This is a genomic window from Streptomyces sp. Isolate_45 (genome assembly GCF_024721315.2).
Lineage (GTDB): Bacteria > Actinomycetota > Actinomycetes > Streptomycetales > Streptomycetaceae > Streptomyces.
Genome location: NZ_JANFAK020000014.1, coordinates 34873 through 55461, shown reverse-complemented (window position 1 = coordinate 55461; position 20589 = coordinate 34873). Strand labels below are relative to the sequence as shown.

Annotated in this window: 20 protein-coding genes and 1 riboswitch; of the genes, 9 read left to right on the top strand and 11 right to left on the bottom strand. The window is 69.2% G+C overall.

From position 1 onward, the window contains the following. Nucleotides 1-75: 75 nt before the first annotated feature. Entirely contained in the window at nt 76-1281 is a 1206-nt protein-coding gene (locus tag NOD94_RS07470; RefSeq protein WP_281204942.1) for a globin domain-containing protein, read from the top strand. Between the two features lie 33 nt (nt 1282-1314). Here the strand turns inward: NOD94_RS07470 and NOD94_RS07465 are convergent, their stop codons facing one another. The 5 genes from NOD94_RS07465 to NOD94_RS07445 form a co-directional block, all read right to left on the bottom strand. After that, nucleotides 1315-1794 (bottom strand): NUDIX hydrolase, encoded by a 480-nt coding sequence (locus NOD94_RS07465; RefSeq protein ID WP_281204941.1) that lies wholly within the window; start codon nt 1792-1794, stop codon nt 1315-1317. A 60-nt stretch (nt 1795-1854) separates the two neighbouring features. After that, nucleotides 1855-2751, bottom strand: coding sequence for a LysR family transcriptional regulator (locus NOD94_RS07460; protein ID WP_281204940.1), 897 nt, complete (start codon nt 2749-2751; stop codon nt 1855-1857). A gap of 175 nt (nt 2752-2926) precedes the next feature. Continuing rightward, nucleotides 2927-4093: a cystathionine gamma-lyase gene (locus tag NOD94_RS07455; protein WP_281204939.1), complete on the bottom strand. Its 1167-nt coding sequence runs from the start codon at nt 4091-4093 to the stop codon at nt 2927-2929. After that, a complete protein-coding gene (locus tag NOD94_RS07450) occupies nt 4090-4593 on the bottom strand; it encodes a low molecular weight protein-tyrosine-phosphatase (RefSeq protein WP_281204938.1) in 504 nt (167 codons plus the stop codon). Before NOD94_RS07450 ends, NOD94_RS07455 begins: the two co-directional genes overlap by 4 nt. Before the next feature lie 10 nt (nt 4594-4603). After that, on the bottom strand, nt 4604-4984 hold the full coding sequence (locus NOD94_RS07445; protein WP_281204937.1) for a phage holin family protein: 381 nt from the start codon (nt 4982-4984) through the stop codon (nt 4604-4606). 87 nt (nt 4985-5071) lie between these two features. Here NOD94_RS07445 and NOD94_RS07440 point away from each other — a divergent pair, with 87 nt between their 5' ends. From NOD94_RS07440 to NOD94_RS07425, 4 genes are all read left to right on the top strand, one after another. Then, the gene (locus NOD94_RS07440; RefSeq protein WP_281204936.1) at nt 5072-5389 is read left to right on the top strand and encodes a cupin domain-containing protein; all 318 of its coding nucleotides are present in this window, start codon (nt 5072-5074) and stop codon (nt 5387-5389) included. Between the two features lie 168 nt (nt 5390-5557). Beyond that, nucleotides 5558-5794 carry a DUF5326 family protein gene (locus NOD94_RS07435; RefSeq protein WP_281204935.1) on the top strand — a complete coding sequence of 79 codons (237 nt, stop codon included), beginning with the start codon at nt 5558-5560 and terminating at the stop codon, nt 5792-5794. 279 nt (nt 5795-6073) lie between these two features. After that, entirely contained in the window at nt 6074-6820 is a 747-nt protein-coding gene (locus NOD94_RS07430; protein ID WP_281204934.1) for a helix-turn-helix domain-containing protein, read from the top strand. A 96-nt stretch (nt 6821-6916) separates the two neighbouring features. Continuing rightward, the gene (locus tag NOD94_RS07425) at nt 6917-7366 is read left to right on the top strand and encodes an SsgA family sporulation/cell division regulator (RefSeq protein ID WP_281204933.1); all 450 of its coding nucleotides are present in this window, start codon (nt 6917-6919) and stop codon (nt 7364-7366) included. A 7-nt stretch (nt 7367-7373) separates the two neighbouring features. On the opposite strand, the gene NOD94_RS07420 is transcribed toward NOD94_RS07425, so the two are convergent. Continuing rightward, nucleotides 7374-8765, bottom strand: coding sequence for a YibE/F family protein (locus NOD94_RS07420; protein ID WP_281204932.1), 1392 nt, complete (start codon nt 8763-8765; stop codon nt 7374-7376). 72 nt (nt 8766-8837) lie between these two features. Continuing rightward, a riboswitch (TPP riboswitch) is annotated at nt 8838-8982 on the top strand. Here NOD94_RS07420 and thiC point away from each other — a divergent pair. Next, nucleotides 8976-10763 carry a phosphomethylpyrimidine synthase ThiC gene (thiC, locus tag NOD94_RS07415; protein ID WP_281204931.1) on the top strand — a complete coding sequence of 596 codons (1788 nt, stop codon included), beginning with the start codon at nt 8976-8978 and terminating at the stop codon, nt 10761-10763. Its footprint overlaps the riboswitch before it by 7 nt. A 162-nt stretch (nt 10764-10925) precedes the next feature. After that, nucleotides 10926-11978 (top strand): aldo/keto reductase, encoded by a 1053-nt coding sequence (locus tag NOD94_RS07410; protein ID WP_281204975.1) that lies wholly within the window; start codon nt 10926-10928, stop codon nt 11976-11978. A gap of 66 nt (nt 11979-12044) precedes the next feature. Here NOD94_RS07410 and NOD94_RS07405 read toward each other — a convergent pair whose 3' ends face one another. From NOD94_RS07405 to NOD94_RS07390, 4 genes are all read right to left on the bottom strand, one after another. After that, nucleotides 12045-13172, bottom strand: coding sequence for a glycosyltransferase (locus NOD94_RS07405; protein WP_281204930.1), 1128 nt, complete (start codon nt 13170-13172; stop codon nt 12045-12047). Between the two features lie 265 nt (nt 13173-13437). Further along, nucleotides 13438-14250, bottom strand: a complete 813-nt coding sequence (locus NOD94_RS07400) for a hypothetical protein (RefSeq protein ID WP_281204929.1) — start codon at nt 14248-14250, stop codon at nt 13438-13440. A gap of 149 nt (nt 14251-14399) precedes the next feature. Further along, nucleotides 14400-15656: a metallophosphoesterase gene (locus NOD94_RS07395; protein WP_281204928.1), complete on the bottom strand. Its 1257-nt coding sequence runs from the start codon at nt 15654-15656 to the stop codon at nt 14400-14402. Nucleotides 15657-15886: 230 nt separating this feature from the next. Further along, nucleotides 15887-17002: a LacI family DNA-binding transcriptional regulator gene (locus NOD94_RS07390; RefSeq protein WP_281204927.1), complete on the bottom strand. Its 1116-nt coding sequence runs from the start codon at nt 17000-17002 to the stop codon at nt 15887-15889. Between the two features lie 362 nt (nt 17003-17364). On the opposite strand from NOD94_RS07390, the gene hisC reads away from it, so the two are divergent. Continuing rightward, nucleotides 17365-18447, top strand: a complete 1083-nt coding sequence (gene hisC / locus NOD94_RS07385; RefSeq protein ID WP_281204926.1) for a histidinol-phosphate transaminase — start codon at nt 17365-17367, stop codon at nt 18445-18447. 72 nt (nt 18448-18519) lie between these two features. On the opposite strand, the gene NOD94_RS07380 is transcribed toward hisC, so the two are convergent. After that, a complete protein-coding gene (locus NOD94_RS07380; protein ID WP_281204925.1) occupies nt 18520-18888 on the bottom strand; it encodes a cyclophilin-like fold protein in 369 nt (122 codons plus the stop codon). Between the two features lie 189 nt (nt 18889-19077). Here NOD94_RS07380 and NOD94_RS07375 point away from each other — a divergent pair, with 189 nt between their 5' ends. After that, a complete protein-coding gene (locus tag NOD94_RS07375; protein ID WP_281204924.1) occupies nt 19078-20583 on the top strand; it encodes a cytochrome ubiquinol oxidase subunit I in 1506 nt (501 codons plus the stop codon). The last annotated feature ends 6 nt before the right edge of the window (nt 20584-20589 follow it).

Genomic DNA, 20589 nt, shown 5'->3' with positions numbered 1-20589 from the left:
TGCTCTTGGTCGGCCGGCACGCTGTGAAACCCGGAACCACGGATTCGAGGCCGTGGCGCGTGCACACCGACCGAGATGCTCGAAGCGAGGCACCGCATGGACGCTCCGCCAATCAGATCGGCCAGACCGACGGGCCGGATACCCTCCGGGGGCGGTGCGAAAGAGCCCTCACCGGATTCGGTGCTCATCCACCGGACCCTCGCCGAGATCGCACCCGTCGCCGACAAAGTCACCTCGTACTTCTACGCCCTGGTCTTCACCGGGCACCCCGATGTGCGGGGAATGTTCCCCGCCTCCATGGACGTCCAGCGCGACAGGCTGCTGAAGGCACTGTTGACCGCGGCCGAGCACATCGACGCCCCGGACGTCCTCGTCCCGTACCTCCGCCGACTGGGCACGGGACACCGCAAGTACGGAACCATGGCCGGCCACTATCCGGCCGTGGGCGAGGCCCTGATCGGCGCCCTGGCCCGGTACGCGGAGTTCACCTGGGGGCCCGAGACCCAGGCGGCCTGGGTGCGCGCGTACACGGCCATCTCCCAGATCATGATCGACGCGGCGGCCGAGGACGAGGTGAAGGCCCCCGCGTGGTGGCACGCGGAAGTCGTTTCGCACGACCTGCGGACCTCGGACATCGCGGTGCTGACGGTCCGCCCCGACCAGCCGTACCCCTTCCTGGCGGGCCAGTACACGAGCCTGGAGACCCCGTGGTGGCCACGGGTCTGGCGGCACTACTCCTTCGCCTCGGCGCCGCGCGCCGACGGCCTCCTCTCCTTTCACATCAAGGCCGTCCCGGCGGGGTGGGTCTCCAACGCCCTCGTACGGCACGCACAGCCGGGCGACGTGCTGCGGCTCGGCCCTCCGGCGGGGTCGATGGTGGTGGACCACACGACGGACAACGGCATGTTGTGCCTGGGGGGCGGTACCGGCATCGCCCCCATCAAGGCATTGATCGAGGACGTCGCCGAGCACGGCGAGCGGCGGCCCATGGAGGTTTTCTTCGGGGCGCGAAGTGACAACGACCTCTACGACAAGGACACCCTGATGGGGTTGCAGCGTTCCCATCCGTGGCTGTCGGTGCGCCCGGTGGTGGGAGGGGGCCTGGACGGCCAGTTGCCGCAGGCGGTCGGTGAGCACGGGCCCTGGAGTTCGTACGACGCCTTCGTGTCCGGGCCACCGGCGATGATCCGCAGCGGTGTGGACGCCCTCAAGCGGATCGGCATTCCCGGGGAGCGGATCCGCTACGACGCGTTCGAGGAGCTGGCGGGCGTCGCCGGCTGAGACCGGTACGGGCCCGCCGGCTCCCCGGCGTGCTCAGCCCAGGTCGGGGGCGTGCATGGCGCGCACCCCCTCGATGTTCCCGTCGAGGTAGTGCCGCAAGGACAGCGGTACGAGGTGGACCGCGGCGATCCCGACCCGACTGAAGGGCACGCGGACGATCTCGTACTCGCCCTCGGGCTCGTCGATCTCGGGGCCGTGGCGTTGTGCGAGGTCCATCGATTCGAGGTGGCAGACGAAGAAGTGCTGCACCTTCACGCCGGTCACTCCCCCGGAGGCGATGTGCTCGACCGTGTCGACGAAACAGGGCACCACATCGGTGATCTTGGCGCCCAGTTCTTCGTGGACCTCGCGGTGGAGGGCGTCCACGACGGTGTCGTCCGAGGGCTCGACCCCGCCGCCCGGGGTGAGCCAGTACGGGTCGACGCCGGGCTTGGTGCGCTTGATGAGGATCAGGTCGTCACCGTCGAGCAGGATCGCGCGGGCGGTGCGTTTGACCACGGGGCGTTCGGTCATGGGAGAAGAGTGGCCCGGTACAACCCGTCTGAAACGCACCACAGGCCGAAAACAGGGGGCTCACCAGTGCGTGGCGGCGCGCAACAGCATGTCGTGGGCGCGGTCGAGGTGGGCGAGGGCGAGGCTTCCGGCCCGTACGGCGAGGAACCAGGTCCGCAGTGGCGGTACGGGAGGCTCCAGCAGGGCTACGATCCGACCGCCGTCGAGGGCGTCCCGGCACAGGTAGCGGGGCAGCACGGCGAGCCCGGCTCCGGCTCGGACGCATTCCAGCACGGCGCGCAGATCCGGTGCGACGACGGTGGCGGCCGGCTCCGGGGCGGAGTCGAAGAGGGCGGCCCAGTAGCGGGTCACGAGCGGCAGGCTCGCGTGCACCTCGACGACGGGGATTCCGTCCAGGGCGCCGGGGCCCTTGTCGCGCAGGTGGGCGGGGTCGACCAGAGCGGCCCAGTAGGGCGCCGCGACCAGCACCAGCTCCTCGTCGCACAGGACGGAGGCCGTGAACAGCCCGCCGCGCGGCCGGGCCGCCGTGACGACGAGGTCGTGTTGTCCGGCACCCAGTCCCTCGAGGGTCGTCCGCGCATCGGAGGTGAAGGCGGTGCGCAGGGTCTGACCCTGGACGACGAGGGGCGCGAGGGCGGGGAGCACCCGCAGGGAGAGGAACTCGGGTGGTCCGGCGAGGTGCAGGGTGCGTGAGGAGCCTGCGGATTCGCGCTCGGTCTCGGTGATCCGTAGTAGGGCGTCCAGGTGCGGGGCCGCCTTGTGGGCCAGTTCGTCGCCGATCGCGGTGGGCGTGACACCGCGGGCGCGGCGGTCGAACAGGGGGCGGCCCAGCTGGCGTTCCAGGGCTCGGATCTGCGAGGTGACCGCGGGCTGGGACAGTCCGAGGAGGGTGGCGGCCCGGGTGAACGAGCCGGCCCGGTGGACGGCGACGAAGGTGCGCAGCAGGGCAAGGTCCATGGCGGCCCCTTCCGGTGGGGGCCTTCAACTATAAATATGCCGATAGGCCCCTGTCGTTACCGTGATTGGACTCTGACGCAGGGTCAATTAGCCTTGTTCGTGTGGTTCTTCACTTGTGGAACCCAGGAAACGGTCCGAGTCACCGGGGGGAGGCTCGGACCGTTTCACGTGTCGTTCAGGCCCCGGAGCCCGCGTGGTCAAGGGCCCGCAGCACATCGGCGACCAGATCCTCGGGATCCTCGGCGCCGGCGGAGAAACGGATGAAGCCCGCTGGCACGGCATCGCCGCCCCAGCGGCCGCGCCGCTCCGCCGTGGAGCGCACTCCGCCGAAGCTCGTGGCGTCCTCGACCAGGTGCAGGGCGGCCATGAAGCGTTCCGCGTGCGCGCGGTCCGGCAGCGTGAAGGAGACCACCGAGCCGAATCCGGACATCTGCCGGGCCGCTGTCTTGTGGGCCGCGTCCGAAGGCAGGCCCGGGTAGCGAAGGCCGCTCACCTCGGCGCGGTCGGTGAGGGCTTCGGCGACCGCGAGGGCGTTTCCCCACTGGCGTTGGGCGCGCAGCTGGATGGTGGCCAGCGAGCGGTGGGCGAGCCAGGCCTCCATGGGCCCGGGGATGGCCCCGACGATCTTGCGCCAGCGGCGGACGCCCGCGGCGAGCGCCGGGTCCCGGCAGACGACGTAGCCGAGCAGGAGGTCTCCGTGGCCGGTGAGTCCCTTGGTGCCGCTCGCCACGGAGAAGTCCGCGCCGAGTTCCAGCGGTCGCTGCCCGAGCGGGGTGGCGAGGGTGTTGTCGACGGCGACCAGGGTGCCGCCGTCGTGCGCGGCCTCCACGAGACGGCGCACGTCGCACACGTCGAGCCCCGGGTTGGAGGGGGTTTCGATCCACAGCAGTCGGGCTCCGTCGAGGACCGTCAGCTGGGCGTCGCCGCCGGTCGGGGCCGTGCGCACCAGGATCCCGTACGCCTCCAGTTGCTCCCGGAGCAGCGGCAGCGCCTGGTAGCCGTCGTCGGGCAGGACGACGGTGTCGCCGGTGCGGGCCTGGGAGAGGAGGACGGCGGAGATCGCCGCCATGCCGGAGGCGAAGACGACGGTCTCCACGTCCTGCGCCCCGGGTGCCTCCAGTTCGCCGATGGCGCGTTCCAACAGGGTCCACGTCGGGTTGCTGTCGCGGCCGTAGGTGTACGGACCCGTCACGTCTCCGGGGAGGTGGAAGTGTGCGGCGAACACGGGACCGGGCAGGGTCGGTTCGTTCTTGACGGCTTCGGGGAATCCGGCGCGCACGGCCCGGGTGCCCTCGCCGTACCGGTCCGTCGTGGCGCTTTCGCCGGCGGGGTGGTCGTTCACGGGGTGTGCTCCTTCACCGCGGTGCGTACCGCGTCCAGCAGGCCGGGGCTCGCGGCCTCGACCAGCTCCAGGCATTCCTCGAACCCGTCGAGGGAGCCGTAGTAAGGGTCCGGTACGTCCATCGCGTCCGGTAGGTGCCCCGGCCCGGCCGCGGGGTCGTACGAGCGCAGCAGCCGGATCCTGGCAGCGGCCTCGGGGGTCGGTGCGAGGGCACGCAGGTCATTCAGGTGGCCGGTGTCGAGCGCGATGACGAGGTCGAGGCGGTCGAACCAGGAGGCCCGGAACTGTCGGGCCCGGTGATCCTGCGCGTACCCGGCGGCCTCCAGCACGGCCACGGTGCGCCGGTCGGCGCCGTCGCCCTCGTGCCAACCGCCGGTGCCGGCGCTGTCCACCTCGACCCGGTCGTCCAGTCCGGCCTCGGTGACGTGGGCGCGGAAGACCGACTCGGCCATGGGAGAGCGGCAGATGTTGCCCGTGCAGACGAAACATACGCGGTACATCGTCGGCCGGTCAGTTCTTGTCGGGCAGGGCCAGGTTCACGGCCCAGGAGACGATGGAGATGATCAGACCGCCGAGGATCGCGGTCCAGAAGTTGTCCACGTGGAAGCTGAGGTCGAATTGCTTCGCCAGCCAGGAGGTCAGGAGCAGCATCAAAGCGTTCACGACCAGGGTGAACAGGCCGAGGGTGAGAATGAACAAGGGGAGGGAAAGCAGCTTCACCACGGGCTTCACGATGAAGTTGACCAGGCCGAAGACCAGCGCCACCAGGATCAGTGTGGCGGCTCGTCGGCCGGTGCTGCTGCCGTCGTCGAGCGTGATGCCGGCGAGCAGCCAGATGGCCACGGCCAGGGCCGCCGCGTTGGCGAGCGTCTTGACTACGAAATTCGTCATGTGTCTGATCGTGGCAGAGAAGATCCTGGTGGGACATCAGCAGATCAGCGGATCCCGCGGCAGCGGCGAACGAGGAGCACAGCAACGATGAAGGCCTTCCGGCTGGATGAGCTCGAGGCGGAGAGGGCGGCCAACGATGGCGCCTACCTGCAATTCCTGCGGGAACGGAACATGTCGGCGGGGCTGTACGCCCTGGAAGCGGGTCAGAGCGATCCGCAGCAGCCGCACCGGCAGGACGAGGTGTACTTCGTGGTCAGCGGTCGGGCTTCGATCACGGTCGGGGAGGAGACGACGGTGGTGGCCAACGGCAGCGTCGTCTACGTACCGGCCGGGGTGCCGCACAAGTTCCACCACATCACCGAGCCGTTGAAGGTGCTGGTGGTGTTCTCCCCGCCGGAGGGCTGAGGGCGCGGGGCCGGGGCCCTCTTCCCGGGGCCCTTCTTCCCGGGGGTCGCCCCCCGGTCCCCCTAGGGGGCGGATCAGGGGGTTCCGGGGGCTCTCCGGCCCCCGGCCGTGGCCGGTGGCTCCTAGCATCGGGACCAGGAAGTCACGGACGAGGAAGAGGTAGAAGACATGGACGGGATCCGAGCGATATTCGCGGGCATGCCCTGGTGGGTCAAGTGGATCGCCGTTCCGGTGCTGGCCATCTTCGTGTTCGGCGGGGTGATCACCAGCATCATCGGCACGCTGATCGGCCTCGTCTTCAAGCTGCTGCTCTTCGTCGCCCTCGTCGGCGGTCTGATCTTCGTGGTCAAGAAGTTCAGCGGCAGCGGCTCGAAGTCCTCCTCTTCCTCCTCCGGAGAGTGGTAGGAAACCCGCAACCCGGGCGGTACGGGATTGACCCATGCGGGGGAACGCGGCACGGCAAAACGCCCACAGCGCTGGAATCGGCGGATAGGGTCGCAATCTGTGTCGCTCCCCTGGGCACCGTCAGCTGGTACTCCGCTCCGGACGGGCGATCAGATCCGGAGCATCCGAGCAACACCCCCAGGAGCCACGGCACACGCGGGGGCGGCCCCCGCAGGGCGGGCCCCCCAGGCCCGCCGCCACGCCTGGGGGTGAGCTTTGTCTTCGGTTCACAATGCCGGTGTGCCGACTTTGATCGGTTCGGTGCAGAGAGCGCTGAGGTTGCTGGAGGCGGCGGGCTCCCACGGTGACGGAGCCCCGGCGAAACAACTCGCGCGCGAAGCCGGGCTCCCGCTCCCCACGGCGTACCACCTGCTGCGCACCCTGACGCACGAGGGCTATCTGCGCCGGGAGGGAGGGGTCTTCGTCCTCGGGGCCGCTGCCGGGCGGTTGGCGGGTGGCGGACTTCAGCAGAAACGTCGCAGCATGATCCTCGACTCCCTCGCGCACTTCCGCGACGCGGTCGGGGCGCCCGTCTACTTCGCGGTCTACCGCGAGGGTGAGATCGAGGTCGTCGGCGTCTCGGACAGCCCGGCCGGCCCCGCCTGCGAGGAGTGGGCCGATTTCCGGGCGACCGGCCACGCGCACGCCATCGGCCAGTGCTTGCTCGGCCAGCTCGACGAGAAGGCGCGCAAGGACCACTACGACCGTCACCCGGTCGAGGGGATCACCCCCTACACCGTGAGGGACCTCCACGCACTGGAACAGAGGATCGTTTCGTGGGAGCGGATGCAGCCGGTTACGGAGAGTCAGGAGTACGCGCTGGGCACGGTGTGTGCTGCCATCCCGATCACAGCGGGCGATACCGCCGCAACCATGGCCATTTCGCTCCCCGCGCACCAGCAAAGTCGGTTGCCCTATGCGGTGGATCGGCTACGGAGTGAAGTAGGCGCGCTGTTGAGCACCCTCTCGTTCTCTATCAGTATCTGAAAACTCACTCCTTGTGATCTCCGAGCGCTTCCACCACTCTTGTCAAGAGGGCTTGGGGGACCATTCCTGGCCACTTCCACTACAGCGGGGTAGGCAATGCGCGAGTCGGTACAGGCAGAGGTCATGATGAGCTTCCTCGTTTCCGAGGAGCTCTCGTTCCGGATCCCGGTGGAACTCCGGTACGACGCTCGTGACCCCTACGCAGTACGCCTCACCTTCCACCTTCCCGGAGACGCGCCTGTGACCTGGGCGTTCGGCCGGGAGTTGCTTCTCGACGGCATCAACAAGCCTTGCGGCGACGGCGACGTGCACATCGCCCCCACCCACCCCGAGGAGCTGTCCGACGTCCACATCCGCCTTCAGGTCGGCGGGGATCGGGCCCTGTTCCGCGCTGGCGCGGCACCGCTCGTCGCATTCCTCGACCGGACCGACCGGCTTGTTCCGCTCGGTCAGGAGCGAAACCTCGGCGACTTCGAGGGAGACCTCGACGAGGCGCTCGACAAGATCCTCGCCGAAGCCCGACAGAACGAACAGAACGCGGGCTGAGTCGACCTCAGCGCTTGCGCCGTCGGCCCCGGCCGCCGCGGACCGGTCCCGTGGCCGCCGCGGCGGCCGGGGCGCCCGGCCGGTCCGCGGAAACCACCAGCGCGGCCAGGGCCGTGGTCACGGGAACCGACGCGACGAGTCCGATCGAGCCCACGAGGGTCCGTACGATCTCCTCCGCCACCAACTCGCTGTTGGCCACCGACCCCATGCTGCTGTTGGCGATCGAGAACAGCAGGAGCAGCGGCAACGCGGCGCCCGCATAGGCGAGTACGAGGGTGTTGACCACGGACGCGATGTGGTCGCGGCCGATCCTGATCGCCGCCCGGTACAGGGCGCGCGGCCCCATCTTCGGGTCGGCCTGGTGGAGTTCCCACACCGCGGAGGTCTGGGTGACCGTCACGTCGTCGAGTACGCCGAGCGAGCCGATGATCACACCTGCGAGCAGCAAACCGCTCATGTCGATGTCGGGGTAGAGGCCGTGGATCAGGCCCGTGTTGTCATCTGTGTTGCCGCTCAGGAACGCCCAGTCGATGAACACCGAGCCCAACAGGCCGATCAGCAGCAGCGAGACCAGGGTGCCGAGGACGGCGACCGAGGTTCTGGCTGTCAGCCCGTGGCACATGTAGAGGGCGATCAGCATGATCGCGCTGGCTCCGACGATCGCGACGACCAGGGGGTTCGAGCCCTGCAGGATCGCCGGGAGGATGAAGAGGGTCAGGATCGCGAAACTGATCACCAGGGCGACGAGCGCGAACAGGCCCCGCAGTCGGCCGACCACGACGACCGCCACGGCGAAGATGCCGGCCAGCAGGGCCATCGGGAGCTTGCGGTTCACGTCGATCACCGAGTACTGGAGGTCCCGGGGGGCGTCCGGCGCGTGGGCGACGACCACCTCCTGCCCCTGCTTCAACTGCCTTGGTGCGCCCGGCTGGACGATCTCGAAGAAGGCGCGCCCCTTGTCCGGGCCGCTGCCGACCACGACGGTGGCCTTCTTGCAGTCCCCCGTCTGCGCGGCCTTGGCCTCGCGGCCCTGCGGGGTCGAGAGATCGCCCGTCGACGGCACCTGCGAGGCGTTCACCGATTTGCAGTCGACGCTTTCGAGCGCGACGACTTGGCCCTGCTGGGTCTGCCGGTCGAATCCCACGCCGGTCCGTTCGTGGGCGGGTGCGCCGCCCGGCCACAGCACCACCATGCCGATGAAGACGGCCACCGCGAAGGGGATCAGTACCGCGGCGATGACCTTGCGCAGGTGCTTGGACACGGGGGCCGCCGGCCCGTGGCTGTGGCTGTGGGAATGGCCCTGTGCGGGCACGACCGCATGACCATGGGGCGCGTGCTCGTGGTCGTGGTGACCCGTGGGTTCGGTGGGCTCGGTGGGGGGCTGCGGCAAGGACGTCACCGGCAGATCATCGCAAGAGATGAGGGGGCCCACTGTTCAGCACGCCACAGATGACGCTAGCGTGGGGGCACCTTTGCACAACGCGGGAGCTCGGAGCACCGGGCTGAGAGGGCGCTGATCACCGTACGCACATGAGAATGCGTACGGGAAGAGGCTGCGTCGACCGCCGAACCTGTTACCGGGTAATGCCGGCGTAGGGAGATAGGTCTCATGACCATTCAGGACGCACGCACGCCTGCCGTCAGCCAGGACGCCGACGGCGGGAACGAGCGCCAGCCGGGCTGGCACAAGGGCTACGTGGCGGGCTCCCGCCCCGACATCCGGGTGCCGGTCCGCCAGGTCCACCTCACCAACGGCAAGGACGTGACGCTCTACGACACGTCGGGTCCGTACACCGACCCCGGGATCGAGACGGACGTCCGTCGGGGCCTCGCGCCGCTGCGCGAGAACTGGATCATCAGCCGTGGCGACACCGAGGAGTACGCGGGCCGCCCCGCGCGGCCCGAGGACGACGGCATCAAGCACACCTCGCCCCGCGGTGGCCTCAAGAACCTGGACGCGGTCTTCCCGGGACGCCCCCGGCAGCCCCGCCGCGGCCGCGGCGGCGCCGCGGTCACCCAGCTCGCGTACGCCCGCCGCGGCGAGATCACCCCGGAGATGGAGTACGTCGCGATCCGCGAGAACGTCTCCCCCGAGGTCGTGCGTGAGGAGATCGCCGCAGGTCGCGCGGTTCTCCCGGCCAACGTGAACCACCCCGAGATCGAACCGATGATCATCGGCAAGCGGTTCCTGGTGAAGGTCAACGCCAACATCGGCAACTCCGCGGTCACCTCCTCCATCGAGGAGGAGGTCGACAAGATGACCTGGGCCACCAAGTGGGGCGCCGACACGGTCATGGACCTCTCGACCGGTCGCAACATCCACACCACGCGCGAGTGGGTGCTGCGCAACTCCCCCGTTCCGATCGGCACCGTGCCGCTCTACCAGGCGCTGGAGAAGGTCGACGGCCGCGCCGAGGACCTGACCTGGGAGATCTACAAGGACACGGTCATCGAGCAGGCCGAGCAGGGCGTCGACTACATGACGGTCCACGCGGGCGTGCTGCTGCCGTACGTACCGCTGACCGCCCGCCGCAAGACCGGAATCGTCTCCCGCGGCGGTTCGATCATGGCCGCGTGGTGCCTGGCGCACCACAAGGAGAACTTCCTCTACACGAACTTCGAAGAGCTCTGCGACATCCTCGCGACCTACGACGTCACGTACTCCCTGGGCGACGGCCTGCGCCCCGGCTCCATCGCCGACGCCAACGACGCCGCGCAGTTCGCCGAGCTGAAGACGCTGGGCGAGCTGAACACCATCGCCAAGCGCCACAACGTCCAGACGATGATCGAGGGCCCGGGCCACGTCCCGATGCACAAGATCAAGGAGAACATCGACCTCCAGCAGGAGATCTGCGAAGAGGCGCCGTTCTACACGCTCGGCCCGCTCACCACGGACGTCGCGCCCGCGTACGACCACATCACCTCGGGCATCGGCGCCGCGATGATCGCCTGGTGGGGCACGGCGATGCTCTGCTACGTCACGCCCAAGGAGCACTTGGGCCTGCCCAACCGTGACGACGTGAAGACCGGCGTCATCACCTACAAGATCGCCGCCCACGCGGCGGACCTGGCCAAGGGGCACCCGGGCGCCCAGGAGTGGGACGACGCCCTGTCGGACGCACGGTTCGAGTTCCGCTGGGAGGACCAGTTCAACCTGGCCCTCGACCCGGACACGGCCCGCGAGTTCCACGACGAGACCCTGCCGGCCGAGCCCGCCAAGACCGCGCACTTCTGCTCCATGTGCGGTCCCAAGTTCTGCTCGATGAAGATCTCTCAGGACATCCGCCGTCAGCACGGCGGGGACCTGAAGGCCGATGAGATCGAGGCGGGCATGGCGGAGAAGTCCGCCGAGTTCGCCGCTGCGGGCAACCGCGTCTACCTGCCGCTGGCGGACTGACGCACGTTCGGGGGGAGTGCTGCTCCCGGCCGGCGGGGTTCCGCCGACCGGGAGCAGCGCCGTGTCCGGGCCCTGCGGGGCAGGGGCTCGGATTCTGATGGTTCGCGAGTGCGGTCCTTGACCTGGAGTGCGCTCCACGTCCTAAAGTGCGGCCGCATGACCATGGGATACCGAAATCTTGGTGGCACCGGCATCGAGGTGAGTGCCCACTGCCTGGGCACGATGATGTTCGGCGCGGTGGGGAACCCGGATCACGAGGAGTGCGTGCGGATCATCCATGCCGCACTCGACCGGGGCATCAACTTCGTAGACACGGCGGACATGTACTCCGCCGGTGAGTCCGAGGTGATCGTCGGCAAGGCGCTCAAGGGGCGGCGCGACGACGTCGTGCTCGCCACGAAGGTCCACTTCCGGATGGGAGAGGGCCGTAACCGCAGCGGCAACTCCCGGCGGTGGATCGTACGGGCGGTGGAGGACAGCCTGCGCAGGCTCGGCACCGACTGGATCGACCTCTACCAGGTGCACCGGCCGGACCACACGACCGACGTCGAAGAGACCCTGTCGGTCCTCGGCGACCTGGTCAGGGCCGGCAAGATCCGTGCCTTTGGTTGCTCGACGTTCCCGGCCGAGGAGCTCGTCGAGGCACACCACGTGGCGGACCGGCGGGCGCTGCCCCGGTTCCGTACGGAACAGCCGCCGTACTCGATCCTCGCGCGGGGGATCGAGGCGGACGTCCTGCCGGTCGCGCTCCGGTACGGAATGGGAGTGCTGACCTGGAGTCCGCTCGCATCCGGCTTCCTGAGCGGGAAGTACCGGCTCGGGGGGCCCGTCGACCTGACCTCGGGACGGGCGGCACTGACCCCGGCACGGTTCGATCCGGCGATCCCGGGCAACGTCGCCAAGCTGGAGGCGGTGGAGCAGTTGGTCGAGCTGGCCGACTCGATCGGCTGCACGCTGCCGGAGCTGGCCGTGGCGTTTCCCGTCGCCCACCCCGCCGTCACCTCGGTGATCATCGGGCCGCGGACGATGGAGCAGATGGAGTCGCTGGTGAAGGGGGCCGGGCTGGTCCTGGAAGACTCGGTGCTCGACCGGATCGACGAGATCGTGGCGCCCGGCGTGAACCTCTACCGGCCGGACGGAGTCTGGCGCCCGCCGGCTCTGGCGGACGCCGGCCTGCGCCGTCGGGTGCTCGGCGAGCGGGCGGCCGCGTCCTAGGCGCGGGCCCCGTTGTTTCACGTGAAACGGGGTGTGGTCCGTTTCACGTGAAACGGCGCCGGTCGTTCACATGAGGGCGGTCGTTTCACGTGAAACGGGAGCGGGTGTTTCACGTGAAACGGACGGGGACGAGCGACGGAGGGCGGCGACGGCGAAGGCCCGGTTGTCCTCCGTCTGGCGCCGGTACACCTCCGGCAGGTCGGGGAGTGCGAGCAACCGGTCGCAGGCGCTGAGGGAGGCGCCCATGTCGCCGACCCAGTAGGCGTTGATCGAGTGCTCGAAGAGAAGGCCCCACCGGTACACCCAGGGCTGTACGAAGAGCAGGTCGTCCGGTGCCGGACGGTTCAGGACGGCTGCGGTGACGGCATGGGCGGAGTGGTACCGGCCGAGCATCCTGAGCCGTGCGGCGAGTTCGTAGCAGGCTTCCAGCCTGCCGGGGCGTGAGTCCCAGGCTCGCGAGAGGGCGTCCATCGCGGCCGGCCAGTCACCGGACTCGCCGTGCAGGACACCGACCTGGAGCAGTGCGTAGTAGACCTCCTCGCCCCAGCCGCCCATGCCGGCGCGGCGTTCGTAGAGCTTGATCGAGGGCGCGGTGTCGCCCATGTCCCGCAGGGTCTGCGCCAGGTAGAAGACGGTCCGGGTGTTGGAGGGGTCGCGCTGCAGTTCAGCGCCGAGCAGTCGCGCGTCCCGCTCGAACTTGTCGTGTCGGGAGCCCCCGTCGGCATAGTCCTCGATGACGAGTGCGTCGAGGTTCTCCTGGAGGCCCGGTCGCCGGTCGTTCTCGTCGCGACGGTCGCAGGTCAGGTACTCGTGGGTGACGCCTTCGTACCGCCAGGGGAGATCGGCACGGACCAGGCGCTTGATGCGGTACTCGGTCGCGCCCTCGTGGCGGAGCATGTACGAATCCGCGGTGAGGGCGGGCAGCGGACCTTGGGGGCGCAGGACGTGGTCGGCGTCGAGGAGCAGCACGTAGTCGGCCTTGCCGAGACCGTGCCTGATGTTGAGGCTGCGGTTGTGCCCGAAGTCGACCCATGGTTCCTCGTGGAGTTCCCCGGGGATTCCTTCCAGGGCGGTTCGGATCAGTTGCCGGGTTCCGTCCGTGGATCCCGTGTCGGAGATGGCCCAGGTGTCGATGAGCCCCCGTACCGACTTGAGGCAGCGCTCGATGACGGCGGATTCGTTCTTCACGATCATGCACAGGCAAATCGTCGGCTTCACGGCCGCTGACCCTAGGGACGGGGCTGGTGCCGGCGGGCGAGGCACGCCGGAGCGCGGACCCGAGTGGCCCTCGCGGACGGCCAAGTTGGCCCCACCGGATGCGCCGTTCCGCTGACGGCCGGACGAGTCGTCGTACTGCGCGGGCGCGGACGCCGCGAGCACGGTCGCCGTTCGCGGGAAGTTCCGGCACATGCTCGATGCCGAGGACCTCAACCGGCGCTGGGCCGCGACCGGTTCCTCCTCAATCCGGTTCGTGTTCCGGGCCGCCGAAGTCAGGGCTGGTGAAGTCGGGGGACGCGTAGCCGGGCCGGGGTCCCTGTGACGGTGATCCGGGACTGCTGAAGTCGGGCCGGGTGTATCCCAGTTGGGGGATGCGCCCGGCCCCCGGCGTCCGAGGGGTCGGATAGCCGTCGGCGCTCGGGTCGGCCAGGGCGTCCCGCAGGAACGGGATGATGCCCCGCTCCAGCAGTGCGTTGCGCCAGGCTTCCCGGGCCCGTGAGAGCTCCTCGGGGACCACCACGGTCTCCGCCGCGGCCACCTCCGTCGAGCTGTTGCGCAGGGCCGTCACCAGCAGGCCGATGACCGCGAACAGCAGGGCGGCCACGGTGAGGGCCCCGAACAGCCAGCCCGCCGTCAGCATCGTCCTCGCGAAGGCCGGTTCGGGATCGATCATCTTCAGGCTGTAGCCCACCAGCAGGAAGATCAGCATGGCGGTGCCCGCCAGGACGGGCGCGAGGACGGCCACGACGGCGCTCAGACCGGCTCCGTCGTCCCGGTCGCCCGTCGCGTACTCTCCCCTGCCGGCGGATGCCGAGCGGGCTTCGCCGCGGAGTTCCTCACGGACCTTCACGTAGTGGTCGTACTCGGCGGCTGCCGCGGCGGTCAGCAGCGCGATCGCGTTCAGTGCCATCGTGCGCAGCTGTTCGGCGTTCAGTCGCTCGCCCAGGGTGGCGAGCTCGGGCCGTTCGTCCGCCGCGCGCAGCGTTTCGTTCAGGAGCCGGTCGAACTCGGGCCGGTCTTCGGTCAGCAGGTGCGGAGCGCTGGTCATGTGCATCCCCCGATGCTCCGTACAAGCCGGTTTGCCCGCGTAGACCCCGGGCGCCGGCACAAACGGAGGAGAGCCTGCTACGGATAGAGCGATGGTAGAGCGCCCCTGCCACGCCGTGACAGGGGCTTTGCCGAAATACCCCGCTCCGAGAACGCTCAGTCGCGCAGAGGTAGTTGAACGACGAGCAACTTGCCCGCCATGGTGACGCCGCCGTCCATGGCGATGGCCAGGCCCTCCGCGTACACGTGGGGCCCGTCCACGGCTTCCGGCCCGCGGGCCCCGTCGCCGTCCTCGGTGCCGACTTCGCCGAGCAGGTAGGGGATGGGACTGTGTCCGTGGACGACGCGTCCGCCGCCGTAGGTGCCGAGGAGTTCCCGTACGGCGTGGGGGCCGGTCTCCTCGTCGCGGAAGGCGAACCGCTTGGTGAACTTGCGGAACAGGTCCCAGGTGATGTCGGCGTCGTTGCGGTTGAGGAGTTCGTGAATGGTGTCGTTGACGTCCTCGATGGAGTCGCCGTAGTCGAGGTACGCGGTGGTGTCGGAGTGCAGGAGCAGGTGTCCGTCCTCCAGCGTGGCCGCGTCCAGCCGGCACATCCACTGCAGGTGTACGTCCTCAAGACGTTCCATGTCGGTGCGCTGGCCGCCGTTGAGCAGCCAGGCGGCCTGGAAGGTGGCGGTGCCCGCCCCCGAGTGGACGGGAGTGTCGCCGAACCGCTTGGCGCCGATCAGCAGCAGTTCGTGGTTGCCCATGAGGGCCTTGCAGTAGCCGCCGGCCGCGGCGGCCTCGGCGGAGAGTCGCATGACGAGGTCGATCACGCCGATGCCGTCGGGCCCGCGGTCGGTGAAGTCGCCGAGGAACCAGAGCCGCGCGTTGCCGGCGGACCATCGCCGGTCGGCGTCGATGAGGTCCTGCGCCTGGAGCTCGGTGACCAGTTCGTCGAGGTACCCGTGGACGTCGCCCACCACGTACAGCGGACCCGGACCGGTGGCCTGGGCCTCCTGGGGGACGTACTGGACCTGGACGGTGTCGCCGGGGCCGCCCTGTGCGCCGCGTCCGATGACGGGCAGGTCCCGCTGCGTGGGCGTGTAGCCGTCGTCGGGTTCGTCGTCGCCCGGCTCGGGTGCGGGGGCGTCGGCCCTGGCGGTGGCCGTGCGCTGGTGCGGAACGGTTTCCGGCGCGGGACGGGCCGTGGGGGTGGAGCCGAGGTACTCGGGCTGTCCCGGCACGTATCCGGGCACCGGTGGCACGGGCGTTGGCGCCCCGCCGTAGTACGCGGGATGCCCGCCGTACCCGGGGGCGTCCCCGGGCAGGCCGGTGGACGCTTCGCGCGGCGCGGGTTCGCTGACCGGCACCCGGAAGTCCCGCAGCGTGTCCGTCCGCATCGCGGGTCCCTGACCGGCCCCCTGAGTCATCGACCCCTCCACCACCGTCGCGCTGCCGTACACCTGCGGACCCTCCTGACCTCCGGGTCGGAGGGTCCGTGATGTCGTGCGCCCATCATAGGAATGCGGCTCGCGCTCTGTGACGCACCAGGGGTGGTGAATCCTGGCCGGAGCCGGTTGTTCCTACTGTTTTAGCCCGATATCGGTGTTGCTGAAATCCTGGGCGGGGTCGTCGACCCCGCCGTGCCGTGGTCCGGAGGTCAGTCCTGGGCCGGTGAACGGGGTGGGCTGACGGTGGTTCGGGGCGTCCTGCGCTGCGAGGAGGTACGGATGATGAGTTCGGTCGGAACGACCTGTTCTACGGGGCGTCCGGTGTCGACCCCTTCGATCGCGTCGATGAGCAACTGCACGACGGCGGTGCCGATGCGGCGCGGTTTGAGGGAGAGCGTCGTGATGGGCGGTTCGGTACTGGCGTAGACGGTGGATTCGCTGCAGCACACGAGGAGCAGGTCCTCCGGGACGCGCAGGCCGTAGCGCCGGGCCGCGGCGAGGAGGTCGGTGCCGTTGGGGTCGAAGAGTCCGTACACGGCATCGGGCCGGTCGGGCCGGGCGAGCAGTCGGTCGGCGGCCACGGCCCCGGCGCACGGGTCGTGGGCGGGGTAGGACTCGTAGACGGGGTCCTGGCCGACGCGTTCGCACCAGCTGAGGTAGGCGGTGGTGGAGAGTCGGGTGTAGGTGTCGGTGGTGGTGCCGGTCAGCAGCCCGATGCGGCGGGCGCCGGCGGCTGCGAGGTGGTCGAGGAGGCCGAGTACGGCCGCTTCGTGGTCGTTGTCGACCCAGGCGGTGACGGGGAGGGTGCCGGCCGGTCGGCCGTCGGAGACCACGGGGAGTCCCTGACGGACCAGCTCGCTGACCACGGGGTCGTGGTCGGACGGGTCGATCACGACGGTGCCGTCGAGGGCCACGTTGGACCAGACGTCGTGTCGTGAGGTGGCGGGCAGGATGACGAGGGCGTACCCACGGGCGAGCGCGGCGGAGGTGGCGGCCCGTGCCATCTCCGCGAAGTACGCGAATTCGGTGAAGGTGAAAGGTTCATCCCCGTACGTCGTCACGGTCAGGCCGATGAGGCCCGACTTGCCGGTACGGAGGGTGCGGGCGGCCGCGGAAGGGCGATAGCCCAGCCGGTCGGCGACCTCGCGGACGTGGCGGCGGGTGGCGTCCGGCAGCCGCCCCTTGCCATTGAGCGCGTCGGAGACGGTTGTGATGGAGACGCCCGCTGCGGCGGCCACGTCTCTGATGCCGGCCCGGCCCTGTCGGCCGCCGACTCGCCGGGTGGTCTCGGCCCGGCTCACCTGATGCTTCCCTGCTGCTGTCATGGCGAGCCGATAGTAGGGCTCGGTGGGGTGGGTGGTCCGGATGCATATGCACTCGTTGACAGGCACGATTCTGCATGTTTCGCCACCCCCAATGACCTTGGAAACGAAGGTCATTTGTCGATGTGGGTGAGGGTGCCGCTTGTCGACGGGTACGAGCATGCCAAAACGGGGCCGCCCCGGACCGGTCGCAACTCACCTGCACGAGGGACGCGCGCCACGGCGCAGGCCACCGGCGCGCGCATATATGCGCGCGCTCCCCCGGTGTTCCGGGCGCCCGCCATTCTCGGATCGGCGGAATCCTCATAAGGTGAGCAGTATTGAGTCGACGGTGCCGTCGACGGGACGGTCGAGGAGGACCTGCGGTGAGCGAGAAGAGCCCGAAGCTGCGCGCCGAGCTGGACGGCATTCCCACCTACAAGCCCGGAAAGCCCGCTGCCACCGGCGGGCCCGTGGCGTTCAAGCTGTCCTCGAACGAGAACCCGTACCCGCCGCTGCCGGGTGTCCTGGAGAGCGCGGTCGCGGCCGCGGGTCGGTTCAACCGTTACCCGGACATGGCCTGCACGGGCCTGGTGAACGAGCTGGCCGACCGGTTCGGGGTGCCGGTCGAGCACATCGCCACGGGCACCGGTTCCGTCGGAGTGGCCCAGTCGCTGATCCAGTCGACGGCGGGCCCCGGCGACGAGGTCATCTACGCCTGGCGGTCCTTCGAGGCCTACCCGATCATCACGCAGATCTCGGGTGCGACGTCGGTCCAGGTGCCCCTCACCGACGGCGACGTGCACGACCTGGACGCCATGGCCGCGGCCATCACGGACCGGACGCGTCTGATCTTCGTGTGCAACCCCAACAACCCCACCGGTACCGCGGTGCGCCGGGCCGAGCTGGAACGCTTCCTGGACCGGGTGCCCTCGGACATCCTGGTGGTGCTGGACGAGGCATACCGCGAGTTCGTCCGCGACGCCGACGTCCCCGACGGCATCGAGCTCTACCGCGACCGCCCGAACGTCGCGGTGCTGCGTACGTTCTCGAAGGCGTACGGGCTGGCCGGTCTGCGGGTCGGATTCGCGGTCGCGCACGAGCCGGTGGCGGCCGCGCTGCGCAAGACGGCGGTCCCCTTCGGCGTCAGCCAGCTCGCCCAGGACGCCGCGGTCGCTTCGTTGAGGGCGGAGGACGAGCTGATGGGCCGGGTCGGTTCGCTGGTGGGCGAGCGCGCGCGGGTGCACGGCACGCTGCTCGCCCAGGGCTGGACGGTCGTCCCGGACACCCAGGCCAATTTCGTGTGGATGCGGCTGGGGGAGCGGACCGCCGAGTTCGCGGCGGCCTGCGAGAAGGCCGGTGTGGTGGTCCGGCCCTTCGCGGGTGAGGGCCTGCGGGTCACGATCGGTGAGACCGAGGCGAACGACCTCTTCCTGCACACGGCGGAGGCGTTCTTCAAGGAGCTGTAGTCATCGCCCGGGAGCGGCCGAGAGGCCGTGGCCCGGGGTGGCGGCGCCCGACGGCGGCCCCCGCGGGGTTGGTTACACGAGCTCCACGCGGATGGGGTCGCCGTCGCGGACGGTGGACAGCAGGCGGGGGTCGCCGTCGAACGAGCCGAGGACGTTGCACGGGCTCGCCAGGCGGCTCTCGCCTCCGCGCGAGATGGGCGTCGGACCGTAGGGCAGCGCGAGCGCGTCGCCCTCGGTCCAGAACGCGATGGTGCCCGGGGCGACGACCTGCTGGGCGTCGTGTTCCAGGGCCACTGACACCCCGGTGTCGAAGTAGACCTCCTCGCCCCACGTGTTGGCGGAGGCGGAGATCGGGAGGGCCTCGACCAGGGCCTTGCTGGTCGGGGTCTCGTCGAGGGTCGCGGTGAGCTGGCCGGAGGGCCAGGAGATTCGTATCTGCATGCGCCGCATTCAACAATCTGTTGAATGTCTTGGCTAGGGGGACCCCGCCGTACGGGCTTCCGAACCCGTGCGCCATAATGCTTGTGAATGTGAACGCGTTCACAAGCGTGTCCCGCTTCCTCCCGAATTGAGTGGGACACAAACGGCAGACTGCCGGTGTGACCACGGTGACCCGAAGGAGACGAGGACGTGGACCTAGCTTTGGCGCCGGAGACGCTGGCGCGATGGCAGTTCGGCATCACCACCGTCTACCACTTCCTGTTCGTTCCCTTGACGATCTCGCTCGCCGCGCTCACCGCCGGCCTGCAGACCGCATGGGTCCGGAGCGAGAACGAGAAGTACCTCAGGGCCACCAAGTTCTGGGGCAAGCTCTTCCTGATCAACATCGCGATGGGTGTCGTCACCGGCATCGTCCAGGAGTTCCAGTTCGGCATGAACTGGTCCGACTACTCGCGCTTCGTCGGCGACGTCTTCGGGGCGCCCCTGGCCTTCGAGGCGCTGATCGCCTTCTTCTTCGAGTCCACCTTCATCGGCCTGTGGATCTTCGGCTGGGACAAGCTGCCCAAGAGGATCCACCTCGCCTGCATATGGATGGTGTCGATCGGCACCATCCTGTCCGCCTACTTCATCCTCGCGGCCAACTCCTGGATGCAGCACCCCGTCGGCTACCGGATCAACGAGGAGCGCGGACGGGCCGAGCTCACCGATTTCTGGCTGGTTCTCACCCAGAACACCGCGCTGACCCAGTTCTTCCACACGATCACGGCGGCCTTCCTGGTCGGCGGCGCGTTCATGGCCGGCATCGCCGCGTTCCACCTGGCGCGCAAGAAGCACGTGCCGGTCATGAGGAGCTCGCTGCGCCTCGGCCTCATCGTCATGATCATTGCCGGTATGGGCACCGCCATCAGCGGCGACCTGCTCGGCAAGGTGATGTACAAGCAGCAGCCGATGAAGATGGCCGCCGCCGAGGCCCTGTGGGACGGCGAGGCACCGGCCCCCTTCTCCGTCTTCGCCTACGGCGACGTCGACAAGGGCCACAACAAGGTCGCGATCGAGATCCCCGGGCTGCTGTCCTTCCTGGCCAACGACGACTTCACCTCGTTCGTCCCGGGCATCAACGACGTCAACAAGGCCCAGCAGGAGAAGTTCGGACCGGGCGACTACCGGCCCAACATCCCCGTCGCCTACTGGGGCTTCCGCTGGATGATCGGCTTCGGCATGGCCTCGCTCGCCATCGGTGTCGTGGGGCTCTGGTTGACCCGCAAGAAGTTCCTGCTGCCGCGGGGGCTGCGCACCGGACCGGACGAGGTGCCGAACCTGGTCCTCTTCAAGAAGGCCCTGAGCCCGCGCTTCGCCAACCTGTACTGGATCGTCGCGCTCTGGACCATGTGCTTCCCGCTCATAGCCAATTCCTGGGGCTGGATATTCACCGAGATGGGCCGTCAGCCCTGGGTCGTCTACGGGGTCCTGCGCACCCGGGACGCCGTCTCGCCGAACGTCACCCAGGCCGAGGTACTCACCTCGATGATCGGCTTCACCCTGCTGTACGCCGTCCTCGCGGTGATCGAAGTCAAGCTGCTCGTGAAGTACGTCAAGCTCGGCCCCCCCGAACTCACCGAGGCCGACCTGAACCCGCCGACGAAGATCGGCGGGGACGACAAGAACCCCGACCGTCCGATGGCCTTCTCGTACTGAGACAGC